Raw genomic sequence first — 16,351 nt, forward strand, 5'->3', positions numbered from 1 at the left:
CTGATGAAAAAAGGCACTAATTAGGGTGCTTTAAATTTTAAAATGCATTATAAAAAGTATGGTTTTTTCGGCGTTTTACGATGGTTAATAGTATCTTAAGCTGAAAACTAACCAGTAATGAAGTGTTAAGGCGTAAAGTTAGTAGTTAAATGTTGCTTTCTTGTGAATGAATTAACATTACGTTTAAATTCTGCTATGCTGATCGCCCGAAGCTGGGCATAATTTTACCGCCATTGAGATTATGCGAGCAAATTCCTCTGACCTGGCACCGGATGATAATTTTGTCAGTATGGTGCAGACAGCCGGGTATATAAATAACAAAGAAGCGAGGAGAACGTCGTGCTAGAAGAATACCGTAAGCACGTAGCCGAGCGTGCCGCTCAAGGGATTGTCCCTAAGCCATTAGATGCGTCACAAGTAGCTGCACTGGTAGAGTTACTCAAAAACCCACCCAAAGGTGAAGAAGATTTCCTGTTAGATCTGCTGACCAACCGCGTCCCCCCTGGTGTTGACGAAGCAGCGTACGTAAAAGCTGGATTTTTAGCCGCGATAGCTAAAGGCGAAGCTTCCTCCCCTCTTATCTCCCCTGAAAAAGCCATTGAACTGTTAGGTACCATGCAGGGCGGATATAACATCCACGCACTGATTGAAGCGTTGGATGACGAAAAACTAGCGCCAATTGCCGCTAAAGCACTTTCCCACACCTTACTGATGTTTGATAACTTCTACGACGTAGAAGAAAAAGCGAAAGCGGGAAATGTTCACGCGAAACAAGTTATTGAATCATGGGCAAATGCCGAGTGGTTCAAAGAGCGCCCTGCGCTAGCAGAAAAAATGACAGTTACTGTGTTCAAAGTGACTGGTGAAACTAACACAGATGACTTATCGCCAGCTCCTGATGCATGGTCACGTCCAGATATCCCATTACACGCGTTAGCAATGCTGAAAAACGCACGCGATGGTATTGAACCAGACGATGCGGGCAATGTTGGCCCAATCAAGCAAATCGATGCGCTGAATAAAAAAGGCTTCCCATTAGCTTACGTGGGTGATGTCGTCGGTACCGGTTCTTCTCGTAAATCAGCGACTAACTCGGTGCTGTGGTTTATGGGTGACGATATCCCATTTGTACCAAATAAACGTGGTGGTGGGGTGGTATTAGGTGGCAAAATTGCACCAATCTTCTTTAATACAATGGAAGATGCGGGTGCATTACCGATTGAAGTGGACGTTTCTAAACTGAATATGGGCGATGTGATTGACATCTATCCATTTAAAGGTGAAGTTCGTAACCATGAAACGGGCGAGCTGCTAGAAACATTTGAATTAAAAACAGATGTGCTGATTGACGAAGTTCGTGCAGGTGGTCGTATTCCACTGATTATTGGCCGTGGTTTAACCAGTAAAGCACGTGAATCTCTGGGCTTAGAAGCAACAGATGTGTTCCGTCACGCGAAATCCGTTGCACAAAGCAATCGTGGTTTCTCATTAGCACAAAAAATGGTTGGTCGTGCTTGCGGTCGTCCAGGTATTCGCCCTGGCGAATATTGTGAGCCAAAAATGACCTCTGTAGGTTCACAAGACACAACTGGCCCAATGACCCGTGATGAACTCAAAGACTTGGCTTGCTTGGGTTTCTCTGCAGATTTAGTCATGCAGTCATTCTGCCATACCGCGGCATATCCAAAACCTGTTGATGTGACAACACACCACACCTTACCTGATTTCATCATGAACCGTGGCGGTGTTTCTCTGCGTCCAGGCGATGGCATTATCCACTCATGGTTAAACCGTATGTTACTGCCAGATACCGTCGGTACAGGTGGTGACTCACATACGCGTTTCCCAATTGGTATTTCATTCCCTGCGGGTTCAGGTTTAGTCGCATTTGCTGCGGCAACAGGGGTGATGCCTCTGGATATGCCTGAGTCAGTATTGGTTCGCTTTAAAGGTGAAATGCAGCCGGGTATCACTTTACGTGACCTCGTTCATGCAATTCCACTGTATGCAATTAAAGACGGCCTTCTGACCGTAGAGAAAAAAGGTAAGAAAAACATTTTCTCTGGTCGTATCTTAGAAATTGAAGGCTTACCTGAGCTCAAAGTTGAACAAGCGTTTGAATTAGCGGATGCGTCAGCAGAGCGTTCAGCGGCGGGTTGTACTATCAAATTGGATAAAGCGCCAATTATTGAATACCTGCAATCGAATATCGTTCTATTAAAATGGATGATAGCTGAAGGTTATGGCGACCGTCGTACTATCGAACGCCGTATCAAAGGAATGGAAAGCTGGTTAGCGGATCCACAGCTGCTAGAAGGTGATGCAGATGCGGAATACGCAGCAGTGATTGAAATTGACCTCAATGATATTAAAGAGCCAATTCTGTGTGCACCAAATGACCCAGATGACGCACGTTTATTATCTGATGTTCAAAACGAGAAAATTGATGAAGTTTTCATCGGTTCTTGTATGACAAACATCGGTCACTTCCGTGCAGCAGGTAAGTTATTGGATTCCCACAAAGGCCAATTACCAACACGTTTATGGGTTGCGCCTCCAACTAAGATGGACGCAGCACAGTTAACCGAAGAAGGTTATTACAGCGTCTTTGGTAAGAGTGGAGCGCGTATTGAAGTCCCAGGTTGTTCTCTGTGTATGGGTAACCAAGCACGTGTGGCAGATGGTGCAACAGTTGTTTCCACTTCGACACGTAACTTCCCGAACCGTTTAGGGACAGGTGCGAATGTTTACCTCGCATCAGCAGAACTGGCTGCGGTAGCTTCTTTATTAGGTCGTTTGCCAACGCCGTCAGAATATTTGCAATTTATGGATAAGGTCGATGAAACAGCAGCGGATACCTACCGTTACCTGAACTTTGACCAATTATCACAATATACCGAAAAAGCGGATGGCGTGATTTTCCAAACAGCCGTGTAATAAGGTAATATTAATAATGAAGGCTCCTGATTAGGAGCCTTTTTTGTTTCAATATAATAAGTTAGTTAAATATATTCAGAAATTTCGATTAGATTTAAATCGATATCACGTATGTAAATTGATCTGATCGCCCCAGTTGCCCCTGTACGATTTACTGGCCCTTCGATAATTTTTATGCCTTGTTGTTCAATCTGTTTTTGTACGTCACACAGCGGTATATCACTAATAAAGCATAAATCGAGTGAGCCCGGTACAGGCAAGTGCGCTTTGGGTTCGAATTCTTTTCCATATTGGTGGATATTGATTTTTTGTTGCCCAAAACTTAGTGTGTAGCGCTGTTCACCAAAGGTAACAACTTCCATTTTTAATACACGTTGGTAGAAATCAAGGCAGGCATCAAGGTTAGTTGTGGTGAGTACTATATGGTCTAAGCGATTGATCATTATGGTCCCTATTGATTGAACTATGACTATTTTAGTTATTTGCCTATTTAATAGTAAATGAATCATATGATTTATGTGTTGAAACCGATGCTTTACTCAGTTTTATTTTTTCTGGTGGTAATACCTCTCAACAAAGCGGTTTGACTCGCGTTATACTAGGTTCAATAACGCAAGAGTAGAGGGACTGCATATGGACTACCAATTTTTCCAAGATATCACCGGAGCTATCTCCGCTAAATTCTCGATGGATCATGAGGCTATTGGATATTGGCTTAATGAAGAGGTTAAAAATGACCTTAGTCTGTTAGATGCTATTGAGGAAAATTACGAAAAAATTAAAGGTAGTGAAAAACAATGGGAATTAATTGGTCATGAGTACACATTGTTGTTAGATGACGAAGAGGTGATGGTCCGTGCTAATCAGTTGTCATTTGAAACTGAAGGGTTGGAAGAAGGTATGAGCTATTACGATAACGAAAGTGTTGCATTTTGTGGGATTGATGACTTCCTATTAATGTTAAAAGATTATCGAGTTTTTGTTATAGAAAATAGATAAAATAATTTTATTTAGTGATTTGTTTTGTGTTTTAATAAATCATCGCTATTATTTGCAATGTGCGGCCAGCCATTAAACGCTTTGTTAAAGATTAATTGGCTGGGATTAATATTGATAATTGGATCCTAAAGGGCATATATATATGAATACTGATGATGTTACAGGCGCGTTGAATGATGCAACGAATTGGTTTGTGGCAAACCAAGATCTGTTCGTTCAGTATGTTGTGAATATCGTGTCTGCTATCGTTATCTTGATTGTCGGGATGATGATTGCAAAATGGGTCGGACGTGGTTTACATCGCGTGATGACCATGAAAGGCATTGATTCAACAGTCAGTGACTTTTTATCGGCAATTGCACGCTATACCATCATTGCGTTCACCTTAATTGCTGTATTAGGGAAAATTGGTGTACAAACTGCCTCGGTGATTGCGGTAATGGGTGCGGCCGGTTTAGCGGTTGGCCTAGCATTACAGAATTCACTGGGTAACTTTGCAGCAGGTGTTTTGCTGGTGGTATTTAGACCACTAAAAGCGGGAGAATATGTCTCGATTGGTGCAGTCGAAGGCACAGTGCAAAATGTACAAATATTTTCAACGACGCTAAGAACGGCAGATGACCGTATTATTGTTATTCCTAATGGAAAGATAATTGCCGATAACATTATTAATACCAGTCGTGAGCCTAATCGCCGCCAAGATATTATTGTCGGTGTTGCTTACGATTCTGATATTGATGTGGTGAAAAAAGTATTAGGGGATATCGTCGCTGCGGATAGCCGTATTCAGCATGCGAAAGGCGTGACTATCCGTTTACATGATATGGCGCCATCCTCATTAAATTATTTAGTCCGTTTTTGGACCACCAATGGTGATGCATGGCCGGTGTATTGGGATTTGCTTGAAGAGTTTAAGCGGGCATTGGATAAACATAATATTGGTATCCCATTCCCACAAATGGATGTTCATGTTCATAAACAAAATACGCCTATCAAGCAAGATTCTGCAGAGTAATATTTAGTCGTATTTATTGAAAATAAGAGCCTGTCTTTGATGGGCTCTTATTCATTTCTCACACCTCTATTTTTCTTACTGAATTGTTTTTAGTTATAAGTGAAGCTTATGACCTATTAGACTTAATCATTTCCACTAATAATTTTTTCTCGTTAATATTCATGCATATTAATTGAATAAAAAACCGGAATTAATGCATGTTTTCTATCTATTTACAGGGCGCACTGTTAGGTGCCGCAATGATATTACCTTTAGGTCCACAGAATGCTTTTGTCTTGCAGCAAGGCAGCCGAAAGCAGTTTCATTTAATGAGCGCATTATTATGTGCATTAAGTGATACCGCTTTAATTGTCGCGGGTGTTTTTGGTGGGAGTGCTTTATTAAGCCAGTCTGAAATATTAATGCAGTTGATTACATGGGCTGGTGTAGCATTTCTTATGTGGTATGGCTATGGTGCGTTTCGTACTGCCCTTAGCCCTGATGAGGTAATACTTCAAACGGAAAACCGAGCTATCACGAGATGGAAAGTGATTGTCACATTGTTTGCTGTCACTTGGTTGAACCCTCATGTTTATTTAGACACCTTCGTTGTCTTGGGCAGTGTGGGAGGCCAATTAGAAAGCCAGCTGAGACCTTGGTTTACGGCGGGTGCTTTAACAGCTTCCTTTGTGTGGTTTTTTGCGTTAGCAATACTTGCTGCTTGGTTTTCACCCGTGTTAAATAAACCGCGTTCACAGCGCATTATTAATGTTTTTGTCGGTAGCGTGATGTGGTTTATTGCATTTCAACTCGCTATGCAGGGGCTTAAAGGGCTCGGTTTGCTTTCTCAATAACAATATATCTTCAACAGACAAGCAATAACGTTCAATTTCTCATTATTCTGACTGTACTTTTTGTTCCATGTGTTACTGTTAAATTGAGCGCAGGGATAGTTTGTACTAATTATCCCTTTTTTAGCGATAAATAATTGTCTTGGGAGGTTCTGTGAAATTAAAATCTTTAGTTTTAGCTGCGATGGTAGCAGGTGCTGCGGTTCCGACCATATCATTGGCTGACCCGTTACCGAATGGTCCACACATTACTACTTCGGGTAACGCAATCGTGAAGGCGGCTCCAGACATGGCGACGCTGAATATTTTGGTGGAAGTTACTGCAAAAGATGCGGCAGCGGCAAAAGCTGGGGTCGATAAGCGAGTTGCAGAGTATTTTGAGTTTCTTAAGAAAAATGGTATTGAAAAACAAGATATTAACGCAGCAAATGTCCGAACTCAGCCTAAATATGATTATAGCAGTGTGAAACAAAAATCAACTATCGAAGGCTACACGGCAACACGTTCTGTTGAAGTGAAAGTGAAGAAATTAGACCAACTTAATGTCTTGTTAGACGGCGCTTTAGCTGCGGGTCTCAATGAAATAAATTCAGTACAGTTTGGTGTAGCTAACCCGCAACAGTATCGTGATGAAGCACGGTCTCAAGCGATTAAAAATGCAACGGAACAAGCCAATATCTTAGCGAAAGGCTTTAATGTTCAGTTAGGCCCAGTGTATAGCATTAACTATAATGCGCCAGCGGCGGTGCCATATCCAATTACTGCAAGAAATTACGGCGGGGCAATGAAAGCCTCTGTTGCTCAAGACCTCAAGATTGATGAAACCTATGAACAACAGAGTATTGATTTTAATGACCAAGTCGATGTGGTATTTGAATTAAAACGCTAGCTTTTTACTGATTCATCTTCTTGTTTTAACATCTGGCGCCCGGTTTTTAATAGGGCGTCAGTCACATTTTTCATTGTACGGCTTTCAGGTGCGAAGCGGTGCCAGTAGAGCATGCGTCGTTGGCATAACCCTGGAGTTAAATCAACCAATTCACCATTCGCTAATTCACTGGCTATCTGCAAATGTGGGATCATACAGCAGGTCGAACCTTGTTTCGCTAACTGTACAAAGGCCTCCGAGGAGTTCACGATATGGCATGGAACACTGCCCGGTGACAAGCCAAAGTTTTGTTGAACAAAGGCTTGGTGCATATCATCTAAATGGTCGAAAGCAACCGCAGGCGCTTTTAATAACGAAGAGCGAGTAACGCCATCAGGGAAATATTTTGCCGCAAAGCCGGGTGACGCGACAAAAATATAGTCCAGTGCGCCAAGTTTATCGACTAAGCAACCGGGTAAGGCTTGGGGTTGAATACTGATAGCACCTACCACTTCGCCACGTCTTAAACGTTCTTGGGTTCGTGTTTCATCTTCAACCTGAATATTTAACCGAATAGGGCTATTGCCTAATACAGGGTTTAGGGCTGGAAGAAACCAAGTTGCCAAGCTGTCGGCGTTGACGGCAAGTGAAAGTAACAACGGGGTGGAGCCACTATTTTCATCACCTAACCATTGCTCTTCTAATAATTCGACTTGATGAAGCAGTGCTAGTAATTTTTGCCCTTGTTCAGTTGGGTGTGGCGGAACGGTACGCACAAGTAATGGCTGCCCAAATAGATTTTCTAACTGCTTTATGCGTTGTGAAACAGCAGATTGCGTGATGCAGAGCTTTTGAGCTGCGCGCTCAAAGCCGCGTTCACGGATAACGGCATCCAGTGCTTGTAATGCGCGATAGTCAGGGCGCTTCATCAAAAAGATCTCCTTGTTGTTATTCTACCAAGCACTATGCCATATTTTTACACGCAACACTTAAAAATATTATTGTTGTGGCGTAAATCCCAATAACCATGACACAAATACAACGAACAAGGCTGCCACTTATTGGGTGTCCGGTATATACTAGTTATTAATAACCTTAATCACGACTCAATTAAATCTTAAAAGGCATGAGCATGACTCAGGACGAATTAAAAAAAGCGGTAGGTTGGGCAGCACTTGATTACGTAAAACCGGGCACGATTGTTGGTGTTGGAACGGGTTCAACGGCTTCACACTTTATTGATGCATTAGCAACAATGAAAGGTCAAATAGAAGGTGCGGTATCAAGCTCAGAGGCATCAACTCAAAAATTAAAATCATTGGGTATTACGGTATTTGATTGTAATGAAGTGGATTCATTAGATGTTTATGTTGATGGCGCTGATGAGGTTGACCACCACATGAATATGATCAAAGGCGGTGGTGCCGCTTTAACACGTGAAAAAATTGTTTCTGCAATTGCAAAAACCTTTGTTTGTATCGTCGACCAATCTAAGTTAGTTGATGTATTGGGTAAATTCCCACTGCCTGTTGAAGTGATCCCAATGGCGCGTAGCTACGTGGCACGTGAATTGGTTAAACTGGGTGGCACGCCAGAGTACCGTCAAAATGTAATTACAGATAACGGCAATGTCATTTTAGATGTCCATAATTTAAATATTGTTGACCCTGTGGCACTCGAAAATACCATCAACGGAATTGCGGGGGTCGTGACTGTTGGGTTGTTCGCGAATCGTGGGGCTGACGTCGTTTTGATGGGAACTGCAAACGAAGGCGTTAAAACCATCAAGCTATAATCTATATCGTATTCAATTATTCTAATAAGCCAGTGGCATTATACCCACTGGCTTTTTTGTTTTACTGATATTTTGCAGTTAGTTTATGAGCTGATAAACGCTAAATTAATTAACCAGTTTTATAAATATCATCAATTTGAAATTTATTTTATTTTTTTTAATATCGAGCTATTTTGGTGATATATCTCACACAAATAGGCATTGTGCAGGAAAAATCCTTATTTTGTGTTACCGCCCCTGATTTTCTACCATTTAACTTCTTTTTCTTCGCGCTTTTTAGTACCCATTAAGCAAACGGTTGTATTGCTACTGCGCTATTTTTTGCTATGTTGGTATACGCTCATAGCTCAAGGTAGATAGATGTCATCTCTCTTGAGCTATGTTAGGCAAACACATATGTTCATCTGTTATAAATCTTAAGTACGTTCACGATAGGGTAGGGAAATGGTTAAGGTATCTTTGCAAAAAGACAAAATTAAATTTTTACTGCTAGAAGGTGTGCACCAAAGTGCGGTTGATAACTTAAAAGCCGCGGGCTACACCAATATTGAATATCACAAAAGTGCGTTATCCGACGAAGAATTAAAAGAAGCGATTAAAGATGCACGTTTTGTAGGTATCCGTTCCCGTACTCATCTTACTGAAGAAATTTTCGCTGCAGCAGAAAAACTCGTTGCAGTAGGTTGCTTTTGTATCGGCACCAATCAAGTTGATTTAGATGCCGCTGCAAAGCGCGGTATTCCTGTTTTTAACGCACCATTTTCGAATACACGTTCTGTTGCAGAAATGGTATTAGGCCAGTTATTACTTTTACTGCGTCGCATTCCTGAAGCCAATATGCAAGCACACCGCGGTATTTGGGAAAAACAAGCTAAAGGCTGTTTTGAAGCGCGTGGTAAGCGCCTTGGTATTGTTGGATATGGTCACATTGGTACTCAGTTAGGGATCTTAGCTGAAGGTATCGGTATGAATGTTTTCTTTTATGATATTGAAAACAAGCTACCTTTAGGTAACGCAACACAAGTTCGTTCTTTAACTGAACTGCTGAATATGAGTGATGTTGTTAGCTTACATGTACCTGAAACACCAAGTACAAAAAATATGTTTGCTAAAGAACAATTTGACCGTATGAAACCCGGCTCTATTTTCATTAACGCATCACGCGGAACGGTGGTTGATATTCCTTCACTGGCTGAAGCGTTAGAAAGCAAGCATTTATCCGGTGCAGCGGTGGATGTCTTCCCAAGCGAGCCTGCTGCAAATAATGACCCTAATGACCCATTTATCTCTGAATTGATTAAGTTCGACAATGTGATTTTAACGCCGCACATTGGGGGGTCTACAGAAGAAGCTCAAGAAAATATTGGACTAGAAGTGGCAAGTAAGTTGGCGAAATACTCAGATAATGGTTCAACCTTATCTGCGGTTAATTTCCCTGAAGTTTCTCTGCCAGTGCATACTGAAGATACAAACCGTTTCTTGCATATTCATGAAAATCGTCCAGGTATTCTGAATAGCATTAACCAAGTATTCACGGAAAATAATATTAATGTTGTCGGTCAGTACCTACGTACTTCTGGCAATGTGGGTTATGTGGTTATTGATGTATTAATGCAAACACCAAACCAAACAGATGAAGCACTTCAGAAATTAAAAGACTTGCCAGGCACCATTCGTGCACGTTTATTATTCTAAACTACGCTAAAAATTGAGTGAAATAATGGCGCGGGTATTTATGACCAGCGCCATATTTTTTGCGGCGTAATAATTTCGGGTAAAGGTACATCCCAGTGAGCTATAGGGAGTTTTTCTACTTGCTGGCAATTATGGGCAAGCCCAATCGGATAAAAACCGGTTTGTTGCCAATTTGCTAGAGTCCTATCATAAAACCCACCTCCCATACCTAACCGTTGTCCTTGAGCATCAAATGCCACTAATGGGATAAGCATGATATCCAGTTTTTCGAGTGGTAGCACATCTCTGACATCAAGTGGTGGCTCATCAATATGAAATCGGTTTTTAACGAGTTGGCTATCTGGACGATAGTGAAGAAACAGTAAATGGTGACGACTAAAAGGATGTAAAACAGGAAGATACACTTGCTTACCTTGAGCCCAAAGTGCATGAATAAGCGGCTTTGTGTCAATTTCCCCATCAAAAGAAAGAAACAGAGCAATATTATTGGCTTGTGCAATTTTCGAGTGGTGTAATGCGTTATGCATGACTTGCTCAGCGGCACTTTGTTGTTGTTCAAGGCTTAGTTGGCGGCGTGCCTGACGGATAGTTTGACGTACCAGCTGGCGTTGTGTCGAGAGAGAATCTTGCATGTGATAACCTGTTATAAATACGATAAAAACAGTTAACCCAGTAATTATATTACTTAGAGTATATCGTAAGATGAACGGTTATGTAGAAAACAAATGAAAAATAAGCAGAAACTTAATTGAGGGTCTCCAAGATGCCGTTGTAGGCTGTAACCCTTGAACCCTTGGTTCAAGGTGAACGCAGTTTAGCAACCTTTAGGCTTCCTGAGCGAATCAGGCATGCTCACCAGCGCCATAACCACATTCTATTTAGTTGAAATATCGGCTCAGGGGACTCGCCCACTCACGCGCATCTCAGAGAAATTTGGTTTGAGAACTTATCGTTACTCAGTGATTTCATTGTACGAAACTAGATTTAAAATGCAACCTTAATTTTGTATATTTTTTTCTACTAGTGTCTGATTAATAAGCAGATTTACTCTAGGGGCAATACCTGCCTCTCAGTAATTTTCACCTGATCGTGCAACGCTTGTTCAATTGTGTGCTGCAACATTTTTATTTTCTCTTCCATATTATAAGCATAATCACGCGTTTTTGTCTTTTCTTGTGCTAATTCGTGACAGACGTTCAATGCTACGATAAAAATAAGCTGTTCCATATTGGTGACACCGCTTCTATCTTTCAGATTTTGCAAGCGTTGTTCTAATTCTTTAGCCGACTCAAGAAGGGCTTCTTTTTGTTCTGATGGGCAGTTGACTCGCATTGAGCGCCCGAAAATCTGGATGTCGACAGGTTGTGCGGACATGATACCTCCATACTGAATAATACTCGCCGTAAATACATCATATTTGGCGCAATTAATAGATAAGACAAAAGCATACTGGTCTAGCGGCTATCCTTGATGGTAGCATATCACGAATCATAAGCTAACATGACGAATTCAGATGTCTATACAAAAATCTTTACCAAACTATGAATCACTGGACAAACTTCTGCAACAGCACTCAATCGCACTTACTGCCGCGGAAATCCATGGTCTAATAACCGGGTTGATCTGCGGTGGGGGTCGTGACCATAGCTGGCAAACGTTAGTCCATGACCTTGCTAACGATGGTTTAGCTTTCCCTCAAACTGTTGCACAGCCACTGCGAGAACTTTTTGATACCACATTTGAAGCACTTGATGACAGCGAGTTTGCATTTGCCATGCTATTCCCTGACGAAGACGCTTCTGTTTTTGACCATGCTGATGCACTGGCTGGTTGGGTTAATCACTTTTTATTAGGGCTTGGAGTTACACAACCGAAATTGGCTGATAAAAAAGAGATAAGTGAAGTTATCACCGATTTACGCAATATTGGTATGCTTGGTTATGATGAAGACGAAGACCAAGAAGAACTTGAGCAAGCGTTAGAAGAAGTGATTGAGTATGTCAGGGTGGCGGTACAATTATGTTACATTGCATTGATTGAGCCAACTAAAGGCCCAACGGCAGTGGAAAATGATAAGCCCGTTCTTCATTAATTTCTATTAATGTGCGTTTTCAAAGCCACTTAACTTTGTCGATGAATAATTTATTACTGATAAAATTAAGTGCTTGAAAACGGGATGTATCCAGTTTTAAGTCATTTCGCCAGTGTATGTTGTATGTGATTGGTTAAACACAAGCAATATATTCAGCAATCTAATTATTCTGATAATAAGGCAAAAACGGTATGAATAAACAGGAATTTATTTCTCGTCGCAATGCATTATTGGCTCAAATGCAATCAGGCAGTGCAGCAATTATTTTTTCAGCGCCTCCTGCGCAGCGTAATGCGGATTGCGAATACCCGTACCGTCAACACAGTGATTTCCTTTATTTGACGGGGTTTAGTGAGCCTGAAGCTGTATTAGTCCTGATTAAGAGCGATGAAAAACATAGCCATACTGTTCTTTTTAACCGTGTTCGTGATTTAACTGCTGAGATTTGGTTTGGTCGCCGCCTTGGGCAAGATGCTGCTCCTGAAAAGCTAGGTATTGATAAAGCGTTACCTTTCAATGAAATAGAAGAGCAGCTTTATCAATTATTGAATGGCCTCGACGTGGTTTATCATGCACAAGGTGAGTTTGCCTATGCCGATAAATTGGTATTTGATGCCTTAGATATTTTACGTAAAGGCAGCCGCCGCAACTTACGAGCACCACAAACATTGGTAGATTGGCGGCCAATTGTTCATGAAATGCGCTTATTTAAGTCGGAAGAAGAAATTAACACCCTGCGTATGGCTGGGCGAATTTCTGCTCTAGCACACGTCAGAGCCATGGAAACTTGCCGACCTAATATGTATGAGTATCAACTTTGTGGTGAGTTAGAGCACGAATTTACTCGCCATGGTGCACGTTTTCCTTCGTACAACTCCATTGTGGGCAGCGGTGAAAATGCCTGTATTTTGCATTACACCGAAAATGAGAGCCTAATGAAGGATGGCGAATTAGTCTTAATTGATGCGGGTGCAGAGTTTGAAGGTTATGCGGGGGATATCACACGTACTTTCCCAGTTAATGGTAAATTTAGCCAAGCACAACGTGAAATTTACGATATCGTCCTCAAAGCATTAAATACCGCGTTAGAGCTATATCGTCCGGGAACCAGTATCCATGAGGTGACTCGTGAAATTGTTCGTATCAAAACTGAAGGCCTCGTCGCACTTGGAATTTTACAAGGCGATGTAGATCAATTGATCGAAAACAAAGCATATCAGCCATTCTTTATGCATGGTTTAAGTCATTGGTTAGGGTTAGATGTACATGACGTAGGTTTTTACGGCACAGATCGGGACCGTATACTTGAAGTCGGAATGGTATTAACTGTCGAGCCTGGTTTGTATATTGCTCCAGATGCCGATGTGCCACCACAATATCGCGGAATTGGTGTACGTATCGAAGATGATATTGTGATCACCGAAAACGGAAATGAAAACTTAACAGACTTAGTCGTGAAAGACCCTGATGAAATTGAAGCCCTAATGGCAGCAGCAACGCACAATTTAGGGTAGATGTCAGTCATCATAGAAAGGTAATAAACAACGCATGAATGTGATCATCGTGGGGGGCGGTATGGCGGGTGCAACATTAGCACTGGCGATATCATCCCTTAGCCAAGGAAAATTATCGGTTTCATTAATCGAGGCAGCTTTGCCGGATGGCAAACATCCCGGGTTCGACGCACGAGCGATTGCGTTAGCCCACGGTACTTGCCAATCGTTAGCAAAAATAGGCGTCTGGCCTGCTTTAGCGGATTGTGTGACCCCCATTAATCACGTTCATGTGTCTGATAGAGGCCATGCTGGTTTTGTGAACATTGCTGCAGATGATTATCATATCGATGCTCTAGGCAATGTCATTGAATTGCACGAAGCAGGCGCCCGCCTGTTTTCGTTGTTACGTAAAGCCCCTGGAGTTACTCTTTATTGCCCTGCAAAAGTAGAAAATGTTCATCGTGAACAAGATATTGTGACGGTCACCTTGGATAACGGCGATAAGGTAACCGGGGAATTACTCATTGCTGCGGATGGCAGCCATTCCGCGATAGGTAAAGCCTGCCATATGCAATGGCAACAAGATGACTATGGGCAAGTGGCTATTATCGCGAATGTGAAAACCGCCATTGACCCGCAAGGCCAAGCTTTTGAACGTTTTACTGAATTTGGTCCATTAGCACTATTGCCGATGTCACAAGGGCGTAGTTCATTGGTTTGGTGCCATCAACAAGAGCAAGCAAACACCATCAGAGCTTGGGATGATGCGACATTCACGGATAAATTACAGCAAGCATTTGGCTGGCGGTTAGGTGAAATCGTTATGGCAGGTAAGCGCCATTGCTATCCACTGGTATTGCGTAAAGCACTTAACCCAGTCAGTCATCGAGTTGTGTTAGTTGGAAATGCGGCTCAGACTTTGCATCCTATTGCGGGGCAAGGTTTTAATTTAGGTATCCGTGATGTGATGCAATTGGCTCACATGGTGGTAAATGCAGATGCCAAGGGGCAAGATATTGGATGTTATTCACTCCTAAGCCAATACCAGCAAGCTCGGGCGTTAGATAGAGACAAAACGGTTACGATAACCGACGGTTTGGTTCGTTTATTTGCGAATCGCTGTTTACCGCTTATTGTCGGGCGTAACTTAGGTTTAATGGCAATGGAAATGTTACCGCCAGCTCGTGATGTTTTGGCTCGCCAAACATTGGGTTGGGTTGCACACCAATAACCACGAAATAAAGAGGAATAAAGAATATGCAATCATTTGATGTGGTTATCGCCGGTGGTGGTATGGTTGGGTTAGCACTCGCTTGTGGGCTTGAAGGGAGTGGGCTACGTGTTGCGGTAATTGAGAATCATCCACCTAAGGTACCATTTAGTGCAGCAGAACCGCACGCTTTAAGGGTATCAGCTATTAATGCGGCAAGTGAAAAGTTACTGTCTCATTTAGGTGTTTGGTCAACGATTAAAGGAATGCGAGCTTCTGCATATAATGGCATGGAAGTTTGGGATAACGACAGTTTTGGGCGTATTACTTTTACCGCTCAAGAACGCAACTTAATGCATTTAGGGCATATTGTTGAGAATAATGTCGTACGTGATGCACTATGGCAAAAGGCGTCGCAGCTTCGCGATGTGACATTATTAGCACCCGCAACGATTAAAAAAGTGGTGTGGGGAGAAAATGATGTTTTTATTACGTTAGATGATGAAAACATGTTAACAGCACGGTTAATTGTGGGGGCTGACGGGGCAAACTCGTGGTTGCGTAGTCATGCGGATATCCCATTAACCTTTTGGGATTATGAACATACCGCGTTAGTTGCTACGGTCCGAACTGAAAAACCTCACGAAGGTGTTGCTCGCCAAGCTTTTGATGGTGAAGGTATTTTGGCGTTTTTACCATTAAGTGACCCTAATCTTTGCTCGATTGTCTGGTCTCAGCCTGCCACTGAAGCAGCAAGGCGCCAATCTTTAGAACCTGCTGATTTTAATAAAGAATTGGCAGTTGCATTTGATATTCGTCTTGGTCTTTGCCAAGTGGAAAGTGAACGATTAACTATTCCTCTTACGGGGCGTTATGCAAGGCAATTTGCGGCGCAACGTTTAGCTTTGTTAGGGGATGCGGCTCATACCATCCATCCATTAGCGGGCCAAGGGGTTAACCTTGGTTTTATGGATGTCGCGATGTTGATGGGGGAAATTAAACGTTTGCACCGTGAAGGCAAAGATTTTGGTCAATATTTATACTTGCGTGATTATGAACGTAGTCGTAAGCACAGTGCAGCGTTGATGTTAGCCGGTATGCAAGGCTTCCGTGAATTATTCGATGGTAATAACCCTGCGAAGAAGTTGCTGCGTGATATTGGGTTAGTGTTAGCGGATAGCTTACCGGGGATTAAACCGCAATTGTTGAACCATGCGATGGGGCTATTTGATATGCCTAAGTGGCTGGAACAGTTACAAGTCGAAGACGCTCTCTAAATCCCTTTCTGTAAAGGCGCAATATTATCAATTGTGCCTTTTCTATATTTATCTCAATACACATAGTGTCATCACTGATTTTTGTATAAGAAATAATCCTAATGACCTCGTTTTAATATGAGTAGTAGACCGCTTCT

At 42.1% G+C, this 16,351-nt stretch carries 15 protein-coding genes and 1 other RNA gene; 11 read left to right on the forward strand and 5 right to left on the reverse strand.

Going from position 1 to position 16,351, the window contains the following annotated elements:
• The first annotated feature begins 339 nt into the window (after nucleotides 1-339).
• Nucleotides 340-2,937, forward strand: coding sequence for a bifunctional aconitate hydratase 2/2-methylisocitrate dehydratase (gene acnB / locus PSE60_RS14285; protein ID WP_272665824.1), 2,598 nt, complete (start codon nucleotides 340-342; stop codon nucleotides 2,935-2,937).
• Between the two features lie 65 nt (nucleotides 2,938-3,002).
• Here acnB and PSE60_RS14290 read toward each other — a convergent pair whose 3' ends face one another.
• Nucleotides 3,003-3,380, reverse strand: coding sequence for a VOC family protein (locus PSE60_RS14290; RefSeq protein WP_272665825.1), 378 nt, complete (start codon nucleotides 3,378-3,380; stop codon nucleotides 3,003-3,005).
• Between the two features lie 190 nt (nucleotides 3,381-3,570).
• On the opposite strand from PSE60_RS14290, the gene PSE60_RS14295 reads away from it, so the two are divergent.
• The 4 genes from PSE60_RS14295 to PSE60_RS14310 all read left to right on the forward strand — a co-directional run bounded on the left by PSE60_RS14295 (nucleotide 3,571) and on the right by PSE60_RS14310 (nucleotide 6,670).
• Entirely contained in the window at nucleotides 3,571-3,936 is a 366-nt protein-coding gene (locus PSE60_RS14295) for a YacL family protein (RefSeq protein WP_272665827.1), read from the forward strand.
• Between the two features lie 142 nt (nucleotides 3,937-4,078).
• Nucleotides 4,079-4,951, forward strand: coding sequence for a small-conductance mechanosensitive channel MscS (mscS, locus tag PSE60_RS14300; RefSeq protein ID WP_210837166.1), 873 nt, complete (start codon nucleotides 4,079-4,081; stop codon nucleotides 4,949-4,951).
• A 197-nt stretch (nucleotides 4,952-5,148) separates the two neighbouring features.
• Nucleotides 5,149-5,784 carry an arginine exporter ArgO gene (gene argO / locus PSE60_RS14305; protein WP_272665828.1) on the forward strand — a complete coding sequence of 212 codons (636 nt, stop codon included), beginning with the start codon at nucleotides 5,149-5,151 and terminating at the stop codon, nucleotides 5,782-5,784.
• A gap of 151 nt (nucleotides 5,785-5,935) precedes the next feature.
• Nucleotides 5,936-6,670, forward strand: coding sequence for an oxidative stress defense protein (locus tag PSE60_RS14310; protein WP_272665829.1), 735 nt, complete (start codon nucleotides 5,936-5,938; stop codon nucleotides 6,668-6,670).
• On the opposite strand, the gene PSE60_RS14315 is transcribed toward PSE60_RS14310, so the two are convergent.
• Complete coding sequence (locus PSE60_RS14315; protein WP_210837163.1) at nucleotides 6,667-7,578, reverse strand: LysR family transcriptional regulator ArgP; 912 nt, start codon at nucleotides 7,576-7,578, stop codon at nucleotides 6,667-6,669. The two genes, PSE60_RS14310 and PSE60_RS14315, sit on opposite strands and share 4 nt — an antisense overlap.
• A 203-nt stretch (nucleotides 7,579-7,781) precedes the next feature.
• Here PSE60_RS14315 and rpiA point away from each other — a divergent pair, with 203 nt between their 5' ends.
• Both rpiA and serA read left to right on the forward strand, forming a co-directional pair.
• A complete protein-coding gene (gene rpiA / locus PSE60_RS14320; protein WP_102137421.1) occupies nucleotides 7,782-8,444 on the forward strand; it encodes a ribose-5-phosphate isomerase RpiA in 663 nt (220 codons plus the stop codon).
• Nucleotides 8,445-8,888: 444 nt separating this feature from the next.
• On the forward strand, nucleotides 8,889-10,139 hold the full coding sequence (serA, locus tag PSE60_RS14325) for a phosphoglycerate dehydrogenase (RefSeq protein WP_004913072.1): 1,251 nt from the start codon (nucleotides 8,889-8,891) through the stop codon (nucleotides 10,137-10,139).
• 38 nt (nucleotides 10,140-10,177) lie between these two features.
• Here the strand turns inward: serA and PSE60_RS14330 are convergent, their stop codons facing one another.
• The 3 genes from PSE60_RS14330 to zapA all read right to left on the reverse strand — a co-directional run bounded on the left by PSE60_RS14330 (nucleotide 10,178) and on the right by zapA (nucleotide 11,513).
• Complete coding sequence (locus tag PSE60_RS14330) at nucleotides 10,178-10,771, reverse strand: 5-formyltetrahydrofolate cyclo-ligase (protein ID WP_272665830.1); 594 nt, start codon at nucleotides 10,769-10,771, stop codon at nucleotides 10,178-10,180.
• 119 nt (nucleotides 10,772-10,890) lie between these two features.
• Nucleotides 10,891-11,072, reverse strand: a non-coding RNA gene (ssrS, locus tag PSE60_RS14335) — 6S RNA.
• A gap of 111 nt (nucleotides 11,073-11,183) precedes the next feature.
• Nucleotides 11,184-11,513 (reverse strand): cell division protein ZapA, encoded by a 330-nt coding sequence (gene zapA, locus PSE60_RS14340; protein WP_004913067.1) that lies wholly within the window; start codon nucleotides 11,511-11,513, stop codon nucleotides 11,184-11,186.
• 139 nt (nucleotides 11,514-11,652) lie between these two features.
• On the opposite strand from zapA, the gene PSE60_RS14345 reads away from it, so the two are divergent.
• From PSE60_RS14345 to ubiI, 4 genes are all read left to right on the forward strand, one after another.
• Nucleotides 11,653-12,231 (forward strand): YecA/YgfB family protein, encoded by a 579-nt coding sequence (locus tag PSE60_RS14345; protein WP_004913063.1) that lies wholly within the window; start codon nucleotides 11,653-11,655, stop codon nucleotides 12,229-12,231.
• Between the two features lie 191 nt (nucleotides 12,232-12,422).
• Entirely contained in the window at nucleotides 12,423-13,745 is a 1,323-nt protein-coding gene (gene pepP, locus PSE60_RS14350) for a Xaa-Pro aminopeptidase (protein ID WP_272665831.1), read from the forward strand.
• Nucleotides 13,746-13,779: 34 nt separating this feature from the next.
• Nucleotides 13,780-14,958, forward strand: coding sequence for a 2-octaprenyl-6-methoxyphenyl hydroxylase (gene ubiH / locus PSE60_RS14355; RefSeq protein WP_272665832.1), 1,179 nt, complete (start codon nucleotides 13,780-13,782; stop codon nucleotides 14,956-14,958).
• Between the two features lie 26 nt (nucleotides 14,959-14,984).
• Entirely contained in the window at nucleotides 14,985-16,214 is a 1,230-nt protein-coding gene (gene ubiI, locus PSE60_RS14360; protein ID WP_272665833.1) for an FAD-dependent 2-octaprenylphenol hydroxylase, read from the forward strand.
• Nucleotides 16,215-16,351 lie beyond the last annotated feature (137 nt).

It is taken from the genome of Providencia sp. PROV174, assembly GCF_028480685.1.
In the GTDB taxonomy this organism is placed as follows: domain Bacteria; phylum Pseudomonadota; class Gammaproteobacteria; order Enterobacterales; family Enterobacteriaceae; genus Providencia; species Providencia rettgeri.

What these genes read in the sequence shown, in the direction of transcription:
- serA (WP_004913072.1), top strand. Translation starts at nt 8,889, where the DNA reads ATGGTTAAGGTATCTTTGCAAAAAGACAAAATTAAATTTTTACTGCTA.
- argO (WP_272665828.1), top strand. Translation starts at nt 5,149, where the DNA reads ATGTTTTCTATCTATTTACAGGGCGCACTGTTAGGTGCCGCAATGATA.
- PSE60_RS14295 (WP_272665827.1), top strand. Translation starts at nt 3,571, where the DNA reads ATGGACTACCAATTTTTCCAAGATATCACCGGAGCTATCTCCGCTAAA.
- PSE60_RS14345 (WP_004913063.1), top strand. Translation starts at nt 11,653, where the DNA reads ATGTCTATACAAAAATCTTTACCAAACTATGAATCACTGGACAAACTT.
- PSE60_RS14290 (WP_272665825.1), bottom strand. Translation starts at nt 3,380, where the DNA reads ATGATCAATCGCTTAGACCATATAGTACTCACCACAACTAACCTTGAT.
- PSE60_RS14315 (WP_210837163.1), bottom strand. Translation starts at nt 7,578, where the DNA reads ATGAAGCGCCCTGACTATCGCGCATTACAAGCACTGGATGCCGTTATC.
- zapA (WP_004913067.1), bottom strand. Translation starts at nt 11,513, where the DNA reads ATGTCCGCACAACCTGTCGACATCCAGATTTTCGGGCGCTCAATGCGA.
- pepP (WP_272665831.1), top strand. Translation starts at nt 12,423, where the DNA reads ATGAATAAACAGGAATTTATTTCTCGTCGCAATGCATTATTGGCTCAA.
- ubiI (WP_272665833.1), top strand. Translation starts at nt 14,985, where the DNA reads ATGCAATCATTTGATGTGGTTATCGCCGGTGGTGGTATGGTTGGGTTA.
- PSE60_RS14330 (WP_272665830.1), bottom strand. Translation starts at nt 10,771, where the DNA reads ATGCAAGATTCTCTCTCGACACAACGCCAGCTGGTACGTCAAACTATC.
- mscS (WP_210837166.1), top strand. Translation starts at nt 4,079, where the DNA reads ATGAATACTGATGATGTTACAGGCGCGTTGAATGATGCAACGAATTGG.
- ubiH (WP_272665832.1), top strand. Translation starts at nt 13,780, where the DNA reads ATGAATGTGATCATCGTGGGGGGCGGTATGGCGGGTGCAACATTAGCA.
- rpiA (WP_102137421.1), top strand. Translation starts at nt 7,782, where the DNA reads ATGACTCAGGACGAATTAAAAAAAGCGGTAGGTTGGGCAGCACTTGAT.